At 45.3% G+C, this 11,691-nt stretch carries 8 protein-coding genes; 1 reads left to right on the top strand and 7 read right to left on the bottom strand.

The window, feature by feature from the left end:
- Positions 1-20: 20 nt before the first annotated feature.
- From HQ29_RS07890 to HQ29_RS09970, 4 genes are all read right to left on the bottom strand, one after another.
- Positions 21-1,241, bottom strand: coding sequence for a tetratricopeptide repeat protein (locus HQ29_RS07890; protein ID WP_036868917.1), 1,221 nt, complete (start codon positions 1,239-1,241; stop codon positions 21-23).
- Between the two features lie 88 nt (positions 1,242-1,329).
- The gene (gene gyrA / locus HQ29_RS07885; protein ID WP_036868915.1) at positions 1,330-3,846 is read right to left on the bottom strand and encodes a DNA gyrase subunit A; all 2,517 of its coding nucleotides are present in this window, start codon (positions 3,844-3,846) and stop codon (positions 1,330-1,332) included.
- A gap of 436 nt (positions 3,847-4,282) precedes the next feature.
- Positions 4,283-6,916, bottom strand: coding sequence for a carboxypeptidase-like regulatory domain-containing protein (locus HQ29_RS07880; RefSeq protein ID WP_036868912.1), 2,634 nt, complete (start codon positions 6,914-6,916; stop codon positions 4,283-4,285).
- A gap of 36 nt (positions 6,917-6,952) precedes the next feature.
- Positions 6,953-7,789: a GLPGLI family protein gene (locus tag HQ29_RS09970; RefSeq protein ID WP_052089998.1), complete on the bottom strand. Its 837-nt coding sequence runs from the start codon at positions 7,787-7,789 to the stop codon at positions 6,953-6,955.
- Between the two features lie 559 nt (positions 7,790-8,348).
- Here HQ29_RS09970 and HQ29_RS07870 point away from each other — a divergent pair.
- Positions 8,349-9,377, top strand: a complete 1,029-nt coding sequence (locus tag HQ29_RS07870) for a patatin-like phospholipase family protein (RefSeq protein ID WP_036868909.1) — start codon at positions 8,349-8,351, stop codon at positions 9,375-9,377.
- A 54-nt stretch (positions 9,378-9,431) separates the two neighbouring features.
- Here HQ29_RS07870 and HQ29_RS07865 read toward each other — a convergent pair whose 3' ends face one another.
- Genes HQ29_RS07865 through mazG form a run of 3 tightly spaced genes read right to left on the bottom strand, consistent with a single transcriptional unit; the run spans position 9,432 to position 11,688 of the window.
- Positions 9,432-10,022 (bottom strand): histidine phosphatase family protein, encoded by a 591-nt coding sequence (locus tag HQ29_RS07865; RefSeq protein ID WP_052089992.1) that lies wholly within the window; start codon positions 10,020-10,022, stop codon positions 9,432-9,434.
- A gap of 15 nt (positions 10,023-10,037) precedes the next feature.
- Positions 10,038-10,853 carry an ABC transporter ATP-binding protein gene (locus tag HQ29_RS07860; RefSeq protein WP_036868906.1) on the bottom strand — a complete coding sequence of 272 codons (816 nt, stop codon included), beginning with the start codon at positions 10,851-10,853 and terminating at the stop codon, positions 10,038-10,040.
- A 25-nt stretch (positions 10,854-10,878) separates the two neighbouring features.
- Positions 10,879-11,688 (bottom strand): nucleoside triphosphate pyrophosphohydrolase, encoded by an 810-nt coding sequence (gene mazG / locus HQ29_RS07855; protein ID WP_036845400.1) that lies wholly within the window; start codon positions 11,686-11,688, stop codon positions 10,879-10,881.
- Positions 11,689-11,691 lie beyond the last annotated feature (3 nt).

Below are 11,691 nucleotides of genomic sequence, written 5' to 3'. Positions count from 1 at the left end.
ATAGCAGTATTTTATTCAAATTATTCGCCCAATTTCTTAGAGATTTCTGCAACTTTAGCGTCATTACCCAAGTTGTAGTAGATACCTCTCAAAGCCATCAGGTATTGTGTGCTATCCGGTTCGAGTTCTACCGCTTTCTCAAAGTATGGAAGTGCTTTCTTGAATAGCTCTATCGCTTCAGCGTCATACTTCTTTGCATCTGCAGGAGAAACACCGGATTCTGTTGTTTTTGCCTTAAGAGCCACGGCTCTATTGTAATATACTCTACCTGTATCTATGATACTTTCAGAATGATTAGGATCTATGGACAATGCCTTTTGGAAGCACTCCAATGCCTTGTCGGAGTCTTGCTTACCTTGGTCATAAACCTTTCCAAGAACGTTGATCAACTCAACATTTTGAGGGTCGTTTTGGATCGCCTTGGTCAAATATTCTATCGCCTCATCGTTCTTACCGCTTTGGATATAGCTGTTGATCAAGTTGAATGTAAAGAACTTTTCCTTCGGGAATATCTTTGCACCCTCAAGGATGGTACGTTGATAACCTACGCTGTCTTGAGCTTTTTTGTATGCTTCAGCCAAGAGTTGGTAAACATCGCTTCTTCTATAATCTTCTCCCTTGATAGCTTCGTACTCTTCGATAGCCAACTTAGGGTCTACGCTCTGTGCAGCAAAAGCCTTGAAAAAAGCCACCTGCATGCTCACACTATCCTGCTTGGCAATAGGTGTATCCTCGAACATAGGAAGGCTCTTAATATCCATATAGATCTTGAAGAATGGATATGCCTCTGCGTTCTTTTGCTGATTGAGATAGTACGAACCGGCATTGATATAGAAGCCGTGATTGTCTTGAAGAGCAGACTTGATACCTTTCTCATAGCGTTTCTTCACTTTGCCCTTTTCGTTTGGCATCGCATCCAGTTCGCCGGCTTTCATATAAAGAGCATACATATCTCTCAATCCATTATAGAATGCAAGCTCGTCGTATGGTTGCTGAAGAGCCATCTTCACTTTCTCGCCCTCTACCACTGTTTTCTCTACCTCTCCGGCAACAAACCATGCAAAGGCACTGTTCTTTGTTTCTTCATTTTCGAGTGTCGGCTTGATAAGCTGGCGAGCTTCCTTGATATTAGGTTTGTCCGACTTAATAAGTCGTTGCACTTGCTTTACCACCTTCTCTTGTCCCAATGCGGGAATTGCAAAAGCTGCACTCAAAATGGCTATTACTAATGTCTTTTTCATTATCAATTGAATTTTTGATACTGGGTTAACGAATACATTCTTTCGCCCAAATATAGCGATTTATCTTGTATCCCTATCTTTTTAACATTTATTCTTCTGTTTCGATCTGCTCTTCGGAGTCTGCCTCTTCGTACTCTTCTTCTCTCTCTGCCTCCACAACGGTAACGGATGCTATCTCATCGCCATTGCTTTGAAGATTGATCAGCTTGACGCCTTGAGTGTTCCGGCTGAGCATCGAAATGCTGTCCACGGAGATCCGAATAACGATACCGGACTTATTGATTATCATCAAATCATTATCATCCGTTACATTCTTCATGCTCACAAGCTTTCCGGTCTTAGGTGTAACCTTTAGTGTGAGTACCCCCTTGGTGCCTCTGTTGGTTTGGCGATAATCTTCTATCACGGAGCGTTTTCCGAATCCGTTCTCCGAGACAACGAGTATAGACTCGCTCTCAGGATGCTTCACGCATATCGCCCCAACCACATGATCTTCTCCGTCATCATCGAGACGAATACCTCTTACCCCTATGCTGTTACGACCGAGAGAGGGTCGCACATGATCCTCATGGAATCTGACGGCTTTACCGTTTCTGCTTGCAATCAGGAACTGACACTCTCCATTGGAAAGAAGTACGGATACCACCTTATCGTCTTCCACGAGCTTGATGGCAATGATACCGTTTGCCCTTGGTCTTGAGAAGGCTTCAAGAGAAGTCTTACGTACTGTTCCGTTCTGCGTCACAAAGGTAATGTAGTGAGAACGAACAAAGTCCACATCCGTTGTAAGGTGCTTTACTCTTATGCACGCACTGATCTTGTCGTCCGGATCAATATTGAGAAGGTTCTGCACGGCTCTTCCTTTTGCTTGTCGAGAACCTTCCGGAATCTCATACACAGGCAGCCAGAAGCACTTTCCTTTCTCTGTAAAGAAGAGCATTGTGGCGTGCATGGAGGCGGAATAGATATATTCCACGAAATCTTCATCTCTTGTCTCAGAACCTTTAGCCCCGACACCGCCTCTGCCTTGCTGACGAAATGCCGCAAGCGGAGTGCGTTTGATATATCCGAGATGAGATAAAGTGATTACCATCTCTTCGTCTGCATAGAAATCTTCCGGATTGAAGTTAGTGCCTGAAGAGTAGTCTATAATGGAGCGTCTGTTGTCGCCAAACTTCTCACGCACTTCAATCAGCTCATCCGAAATCACTCCGTAGCAAGTGTCATCGTCTGTCAATATCTTATTGAACCACTCGATCTGTTTCTTGATCTCCTCATACTCCTCATGCAGCTTCTCCAACTCCATTCCGGTAAGCTGTCCCAAACGCATCTCGACAATATTACGCGCCTGTATTTGAGACAGACCAAAGCGAGCCATAAGCCTTTCCATCGCCTCTGTCTGACGGGAAGAAGCCTTGATGATAGCCACCACTTCATCTATATTATCGGTAGCAATGATACGACCTTCAAGGATATGCAGTCTGTCCTCTGCACGTTTAAGGTCGAAGCGAGTCCTACGAATCACCACCTCATGGCGATGCTTCACAAACTCACCAATAATATCCTTCAACGTCAATAGCTTCGGACGACCATTCACAAGCGCAATGCTGTTGATGCTGAACGAGCTTTGAAGCGGAGTATATTTGTATAATTGATTCAGAATAACATTCGCATTCGCATCCCTCTTTATAGATATTACGATGCGTGTACCGTTCTTGTTGCTGGTCTCATCTGCTATATCCGATATACCGTCTATCTTTTTCTGAGCCGCGAGTTCGGATATATGTCGTACAAGTTCGGCTTTGTTCACAAGGTACGGAAGCTCGTTTATCACGATCTGTTCATGTTGTGCTTCCGTCTCTATCTCTGCTTTTCCTCGTATCACTATCCTGCCACGACCGGTCTCATAGGCTTCCACCACTCCGTCATAGCCGTAGATGACACCTCCGGTCGGAAAATCGGGAGCTTTGATATGCTCCATCAGCTCCTTTATGGTTATGTCTCCACGCTTCTCTATATAGGCAAGTGCTCCGTTGATAGACTCTGTAAGGTTGTGAGGAGCCATATTGGTAGCCATACCGACGGCGATACCCTGACCTCCATTCACCAAAAGATTCGGGAAACGAGTAGGCAAAACAGAAGGCTCTTTGCTGCTATCGTCATAGTTGTTCTGGAAATCTACCGTATCCTTATTGATATCCGCGAGCATCTGCATCGCCAAAGAGTGAAGACGTGCTTCCGTATACCTCATCGCTGCAGGCGAATCACCATCCACAGAACCAAAGTTGCCATGAGGATCCACCAGCTGATAACGCACCGAAAAGTCTTGAGCAAGTCTCACCAAAGCCATATATATGGAAGAGTCTCCATGCGGGTGATACTTACCCATAACATCTCCCACGATACGGGCACACTTCTTATAAGGTTTATCGGGTGTATTTCCGAGTTCGTTCATCCCATAGAGTATTCTTCTATGTACGGGCTTAAAGCCGTCTCTCACATCCGGTAAAGCTCGGCTCACGATCACGGACATGGCGTAGTCTATATAAGCAGACTTCATCTGCTCTTCAACATTCACCTTGATGATTTTGTCTATATGCTCCACTGATTGTATCTTGTGTTTGTTTTTATTCTTGCAGACCGTCTCGCTCCTTAATATTGAGCAGCGAAGATAGCCCACCCTTTGTTTATCGTGTAAAGATACAAAAAATCCAACAGAGAACGCGCTTTTTTCTACTCACGACAGCCTCTTAAAATCTTCTAAATTCTCCCCTATCCGCCCCCTTTTCCTGCTCTCATTTTTCTATTTAACCTGTTCACAAAACAGATTGATCCTATATAAAAGTATGGCTAAAGCCTTAAAATATTGGGAAGCAGGGCTTGGTTTGCAGACATCAAGGCTTGAAATATGGCATTCAAGCCTTGATTTCCACAAATCGAAGTTTGAAAGGCACTTCTTAATACGGTAAGAGAAAGAAGTAAAGCTATTCGGAGAAACTTGTGAACGTGTTTATCACATCCACGATGGGCTGTAATCGGGATCACCAACTGAATCGGATACCGGCTTCCAAGGTAAACGGTCTGAGAGAATATCTCATGGAGCGAATCATGAGATCCGAGTAAAACTGCCGGACAAGCTCTTTTTCTCGTCCCAGATTTCGCCCTTCAAACCACATTTCCCAGAACTCTTTCCTATATCTTAATCCAATGGAAATATCAAAGTTGTTCTCTAATTGGTCTGTCTCAGAGGTAAGAGCGAGATACTTGACAATGCCATAGAGCTGCAAAGGGTCGGTTACAGAATAATCCACGAAAAGCTCTGCTCCCATATCAAAACGTCTTCTCCGACCCTCCGACTGTTGGTATATCTTCATATCGGAAACAGAAAGATCCGCATCCAACCGGAAAGAGAGATTTTTTAATGGGAAATAGTAGATTTCAGGGCTGAGATTTACCCTTCCGGACATTACGTTCAAAACTTCGTTGTTGAATAGTACATCGTTGTGGCTAAGTAGAACTCCTCCGTTCAATTTTAAGGTCAGTCCGGCATCAAAGAATGTTTTCCCTATATCTCCCGAAAGCGTATACATCTGGTCGGTAGAGCCTTTTCGGGAGTGTACGGATACTACTTCATTCATATTCTCATCCACAGAAAGAGATGAGAGTGTGTTCTTCAAAACAATGGAGTATCCGGCAGAAGCATTGAGGAAAAAGGCGTTGCCCGGATTCTTATAATTCCATGTCAGCGAAGTGTTACCTCGCCATTCGGACATATCCAAGCCTGTTCCCGAAGTATGCAGATACCTGTGAGTGCGGATTATTGGAGCGGAGAGATACCTGTTCATCCCTGTCAGAGACTTGTTTAAGCCGGCATTTATCCTCCACGTATTAGAAGAAGAAGGGGTAAGATGCACATTCATATTCCCTCCCACAGCCCAATCGGAAGCCATGGGAAGCGATTTGCCCAACCTATTCTTCGGATTGCTCAAACGATACCGGAAAGGCAAAGTGAATGAAAATCTGCTCTTGATACCATTAAAAGATATTTTCGGAGTAAGCCTTGCATCTGTTTCAAACCCCTCAAAGTCGTTCTCCATTTTATCTCCATTGGTGTATTCTCCGATGGTGTGAATACGGGAAGAGTGAGCGGCAATACCTCCAGAGAGATCCAGAACAAACTTCTGCCTGAAGATCCAAGCCCACCCGGAGCTGATCTTAAAGTTCAAATCCCGGTCGTTTATCTTCTGATCGGCATACTTTTCTTTCTCTGAAAAGATTTCCAACAGGTAGTCGGGCATGGATTTATAGCCGATGGTCGAGTAGATGGAAAAGACTCCATCGCCCAACTTCTTATCTACCTTCGTGGTGTTGTACACATTATAGATATTGGCTTTGCTGTTTTCGAGGAAATAGAGACCCTTGGAAGAGTTGATTTCTGCCCCGCTTTTTCGTCTGCCCCAAAACAGCTTGGTGCCCGATGAGAGGTAAAGAGACGGAGAGTTGTGATCATACTCCACTCCCATCATAGACGAATGCTCCGGCAAAGAGACTGCTATATCCTCTGTGAGAGTAGCGTTAGCTTCTTTCCCCTTCTTACTTATGTACTCGATTTTCTCCTGCGACTTATACCCATAATCGGATCCATTGTATTGGGCATTCAGCTTTAGGGTCGTGTATGTCCCTGTTTTGAAGAGCGTATTACCGGATGCAAAACCGGAGCGTCCTCGTTCATATCTCTCCTTATCCACAGGCGGTCTTGGGTATGGTAGCTTAAAGGCAGTAGCTGCAACATTTCCGACATCGGGGCTTAAGAAGTCCGTCTGCTCTGCCACATACTCTCGCCCGAAAGTGTTACCCTTACCTACCAAAAGCGTTTGACTCTTCCGATGAAAAGACATTGCCGTAACAGCACCTCCGTATTCTGCCTTTTTCCCACTCAATCCACCTATTGCTTCGGCAATCCCTAACCAATGACCGAATGCTTTTTGCTTTAGACGGATATTGAGAGCAGCCTTGTCGGACGGATCCGTATCCTTTTTTACCCTGATGGGTTGGTGGTTCTCGTACACTTGAATAGAGGCAACATCTTCCGGTCTGATATTTTTAGTTGCAAGAGCATATCGCCCTCCCAGAAGATCCAGATCCTCTATGTAGAATTTGCTGATCTCTTTTCCATTATACTTTATCTCCCCTGAAGGCTCGACACTGATACCGGGCAGACGTTTAAGGACACTCTCCAAGGTTCGATCCACTTTGCGTGCAATCTGTCCGACGCTGTACGTTATGGTGTCTCCGCTCTGCCTTATCGGGTTGCTCTTTACGGTAACATCCGGCAGCACAAGACGCTCTTCGCGAAGCCGGAAGTCTACTTCAATGGAGCTTTTATCCCTCCAGTCCGGTTTTATGCTCTCTTTGTTGTACCCCAACAAACCGCACTCCAAGATATAGTCTTCAGATTCCGGTTTATGAGAGAGCATATACTCCCCTTTCTCATTTGTGAATGTATAGGCTATCGTCCTATATTTCCCGGTGCCATCGCCCCTTTTAAGCCTTACCGCAGCCCGAAGAATGGGTTTGCCGGTCGCATTGTCCGTAACCGTTCCAGATATTCTGACCTGCGCAGATAAAGCTCCACAAGAGAAAAGAAGCAGAGAAAATAGAAAAAGGGATCTCATAAAGTAAGATTTTGGTACTCTTATATTTCAGAGCTTTTACTCATCTTCCAGCTCCAAATAGACGTGATCTTTTTTCGGCTGTTTGGCAAAAGTGCCACCTTTAGATGAGTTTGGTAAAGACTGATAATAAGCGACAGGGTTGCTGTGGTATGCTTTGAGTTGCTTTTGAAATCTGGGATAAGTGGTCTTGGCGGGCTTGGAAAACTTATCCTTGTAGACGATACCGCCATCGGACTTCCGTACACCAAATGCCTGAAAAGCCAGTTGTCCTGTCCTATCCACAGCTTCCAGTATCAATCCCGGCAGCCCGTTCAGCTTCCAGGGACCATCTGCAACGTCCAGCTCTTCTGTGTACCAAACATCCCAGATCCGCCCTCGGAAAGTGCCTTCTGCCTTTTTGCAGTTGTAACCGAGTATGTTTTTCTCTCCATCCAGCATCTTCCAGCTGATCTTTCCCAGCGGTTCTTCAAAAGAGAAAGGGCTGTAACTTACAGCCTGCACTACTTCCATTTCATTCTTATGGTAGTATTTATACACTTTTGCAGTCTTAAGAGATGGCCTGTTATAATCGAATGTCGTCTTCCATACAAAATCTTGAGGACCTTCAACCATCTTCATTTTAATAAAAACGGAATCGGAACGGTAATAGCCGTAACGCATATAAGCCGAGACCTTATCCCCGATAATCAGAATATCTTCACTCTTTTCTATAACAGAGTGATCCGCTGCTTCCGGTCGAGAAAACTCGTATAACACTTCCAACTTTGCGAGATCCAACGTATCGGGCCAAACGGCTCGTGAAAGACGGCGATTTTGAGCAGTAACTCCTCCAAAAAGGAATAGTAGTGCAAATGATATGGTTAAAATTCTCATAGTTAATCTCTTTTCTCTTAATTCCGAGTAATAATTTATTCAATCCATGCAGCCCCAAGTTACGTAAAAATTCCTAATAAAAGCCACAAACACCTTGACAAATGTTTTTCTCCAACTTACATTTATGAGGAACAAATAGTAGAATACCGGGAGATAATCCGAATATGCTTTCCTGAAAATTCCTCTCCTTAATTACAGAATAGCTCTTCCTAAAAAGAATGAACCTGCTCACAAAACAAATTGATCCTATATAAAAGTATGGCTAAAGCCTTAAAATGTTGGAAAGCAGGACTTGGTTTGCAGAGATCAAGGCTTGAAGTGTGGTTTTCAAGCCTTGAAATGTGGGACTCAAGCCTTGATTTCCACCAATCGAAGCTCAAATGATACTTCTTAATACGATAAGAGAAAGAAGTAAACGTATCAAACGGATCTTTTAGACAGGGTAAGAAAGAAAAAGAGTGGCGTATTCATAAAAAGTGTGTACATTTAAGAAGTGAAAAAAGCTGACCAACCGTCAAGTGAGGAACTGTAATATCTAATTTTAGAACAACAAGTAACTATGAAGTCAAAAGAGTACTTTTTTAAGAATTTAGTGTTTGAAGGGGGAGGCGTAAAAGGAATATCTTACGTGGGAGCTCTTGAAGTATTGGAGCGAGAAGGCATTTATCAAAACATCGAACGCATTGCCGGGACTTCCGCAGGAGCTATCGTGGCGGTTCTGCTCGGTGTGGGATATACTCCCAAGGAGCTTAAAAAGATCCTGTGGGACCTTAATTTCAACAGCTTTATGGACGATTCTTGGGGCATTATTCAAGATAGCCACAGACTGATCAACGAGTTCGGCTGGTACAAAGGAGACTTTTTCCGTTCATGGATTGGAGATCTCATCGCTAAAAAGTTGGGCAATAGCGAAGCGACTTTTGATGATCTGAAACACTCGCTTAAAGAGTTGAACACAAAAGAGATCTATCTTATCGGAGCCAATCTATCCACAGGTTTTTCGGAAATCTTTTCGCATGAACACACCCCGAGATTCTGTATAGCGGATGCGGCACGCATATCCATGTCTATCCCTCTCTTCTTTGCCGGCAAGCGGAGTATGCGGGGAGACCTCTATGTGGACGGTGGTCTGCTGGACAACTATCCGGTAAAAATCTTCGACAGACGCAAGTATGTCCAATCGAATTGGAACAGAACGGACTACTACGAAAAGATAAATGAGAATCTGAAAGAGCGGAGCAGGAAGATCTCAGAGTACGTTTATAACAAACAGACATTGGGATTCCGTCTCGACAGCAAGGAGAAAGTTGCGATGTTTAGAGACCAGGCAGAGCCTCCGAAAAGGGAGATAAAAAACTTCTGGGATTATACTCTGGCTCTGCTGGGTACGCTGATAGATGCGCAGGATAATGTGCACCTTCACTGCGACGACTGGCAAAGAACCATCTACATAGACACTTTGGGCGTGAAGGCTACGGACTTTGCGATCAAGGAGGATAAGAAGAAAGAGCTGTTGCAGTCGGGCATCACCTACACAGAGGAGTATCTCAAGTGGTACAACAACAACGATCCGAAATCCAATAAGTAGGCATCGTCCGGCAAAAAAGCAGGACAGCAGAGCCCCATAAACGACAAGAGGAGATCAACTCTCCTCTTGTTTTATATGGTCTGTATTGTTCCACATTTTTATTATAAACCCATTGTCTTTTACTTCGACTATTCCCAACGATGTATTGGCTATCTCCGTAGTACTCTCCAACATGGTAAGAGAAGAGCCGTTGAGCAGACACCAAAGCACCTTGATGGTGAAGCCGTGGGAGATAAGCAGGACTTTCTCCTCCGCTCCCCGGTATCGCCGGCTGATTTCGGAGATAAAGTCGGAGAGTCTTTCCGTTATGGCTTCCGGTGTTTCCGCCTCCGGAGGTGGGGCGAAGGTGGAAAAGTCTTTGGGAAAAGCTTGTCCCTGAAACGACCCGAAGTAGCGTTCTCGCAACCTCTTATCCGAATAGAGAGAAGCCTTACCCCGATGAAAGGAGTGGATAAGCTCTGCCGTGTGGTGCGCCCGACCCAGATCGCTGGTATAGATAGCAGAGAAAGGTATCTCCGCCACTCGCTTCCCCACCGCTTTTGCTTCTTCTATTCCTTTGGGTGAAAGTGTCCCGTCCAGCTGCCCCTGGCATATATTCCGGGCATTTTCGAGGGTCTCTCCATGTCTGATAATATAGAGTTCCATCTTCAGTACTGGCAGTTATGATCGCTCCGCACTTTTGAGATAGCGTGCGGATATGGGAAGAATAATAGGTTTGCCCGATACGGGATTGCTGCTGACCACTACAACGGTATCGAAAACCGCTTCGATATTTTCATACGTAAGCACATCGTGAGGACGACCTTGGGCATAAGGTCTGCCACGCTTCATCATCAGGATATAGTCGCAATACTCCGCAGCCATGGAGAGATCGTGCAGGATCATAAGGACGGTGAGCTTCTCCCTCTCGTTCAACTCCTGCAACAGATTCATGAATGCCATCTGATGCCTGATGTCGAGGTGGGCTGTCGGTTCGTCCAAAAGCAGTACGGTGGGTTGCTGTGCGAGTGCAGAAGCGATGCTAAGCATCTGTTGTTCTCCTCCGCTAAGCTCTTTCATGTTCTTGTTACGGAGATGAGTGGTTTGGGTCAGCTCCATGTAGTGCTCCGCCAAAGCTATATCCTCCTTTTTATCGAAGAACTGATAGCGGTCTCTGTACGGAAGTCGCCCCATCAGCACATACTCTTGTGCTGTGAGATCCACGGGATCTCTAAACTGCGTTACTATCGCCATCTCTCTGGCTTTATCCTTCAAGGAAAAGGAAGAGAGGTCTCTGCCGTTGATCTCCACCGTGCCTCTTTTCAGAGGGAGCGTGCCGGAAATTCCTTTGAAAAGCGTTGTCTTGCCCGAACCATTGGCTCCCACTATCCCGGCAAAAGCACCCTCTTCCAAAGAGAGAAATACTCCTGCGGTTTCAAAGCCGGTGCTGTAGCCACAGGTAACATCTTTAAGCGAGAAAAGTGGAGTGTTCGACATGACGGAAGGACGTTAAAAGAGGTGCTTACGACTCTGTTTCGGGAATCTGCTTTGCCTCTTCCCACCAGACATCCATCTCTTCCAAAGAGAGGTCTTTAAGCTCCACGCCATGCGCTTTGGCTTGCTTCTCTATGTGAGTAAAACGATGGATAAACTTTCTATTGGTGGCTTCGAGAGCATTGTCCGGATTGAGTCCCCACAGACGAGACATATTGATGATGCTGAAAAGGAGATCGCCAACCTCGGCTTCCAGCTCCGCAGAGGGCTTTCCTTCCGATGAACGGAATGCCTCTTCCACTTCTGCCAGCTCCTCTTTCACTTTGGCAAAAACATCTGTACGATTGTTCCAATCGAATCCGACATTGCGAGCCTTGTCCTGTATTCTGTATGCCTTGATCATGGAAGGCAGACTTCGAGGCACGCCGGAGAGTACAGTCTTGTTTCCACCCTTTTCTTTCTGTTTGAGTTTCTCCCAATTGCTCTCCACTTCAGCAGCGTTGTCCACGCTCTTATCCCCGAAGATGTGAGGATGTCTAAAGATCAACTTGTCCACCAAAGCGTCGCACACTTCGACAATATCGAACTCACCGTCTTCTTCACCTATCTTCGCATAGAAAGCGACATGCAGTAAGACGTCTCCGAGTTCCTTTTTAAGCTCTGCCATATTACGAGAAAGGAGCGCATCCGAAAGCTCGAATACCTCCTCTATCGTATTTGTCCTGAGAGACTCATAAGTTTGTTCCCGATCCCACGGGCACTTTGCCCGCAGGATGTCGAGAATATTCAGCACCCGTCCGAGAGCTTGCTGCTTCTCTTCGGGAGTATGTTTAGTCATATG

The sequence above is a fragment of the Porphyromonas canoris genome (assembly GCF_000765975.1).
GTDB classification, from domain to species: domain Bacteria; phylum Bacteroidota; class Bacteroidia; order Bacteroidales; family Porphyromonadaceae; genus Porphyromonas_A; species Porphyromonas_A canoris.
The sequence above is the reverse complement of the archived record's forward strand: the minus strand, read 5'-3'. Positions and strand labels throughout refer to the sequence as shown.

Coding starts and splice junctions, on each gene's coding strand:
- HQ29_RS07890 (WP_036868917.1), bottom strand. CDS start 1,241: ATGAAAAAGACATTAGTAATAGCCATTTTGAGTGCAGCTTTTGCAATT.
- HQ29_RS07880 (WP_036868912.1), bottom strand. CDS start 6,916: ATGAGATCCCTTTTTCTATTTTCTCTGCTTCTTTTCTCTTGTGGAGCT.
- HQ29_RS09970 (WP_052089998.1), bottom strand. CDS start 7,789: ATGAGAATTTTAACCATATCATTTGCACTACTATTCCTTTTTGGAGGA.
- HQ29_RS07870 (WP_036868909.1), top strand. CDS start 8,349: ATGAAGTCAAAAGAGTACTTTTTTAAGAATTTAGTGTTTGAAGGGGGA.
- HQ29_RS07865 (WP_052089992.1), bottom strand. CDS start 10,022: ATGGAACTCTATATTATCAGACATGGAGAGACCCTCGAAAATGCCCGG.
- HQ29_RS07860 (WP_036868906.1), bottom strand. CDS start 10,853: ATGTCGAACACTCCACTTTTCTCGCTTAAAGATGTTACCTGTGGCTAC.
- mazG (WP_036845400.1), bottom strand. CDS start 11,688: ATGACTAAACATACTCCCGAAGAGAAGCAGCAAGCTCTCGGACGGGTG.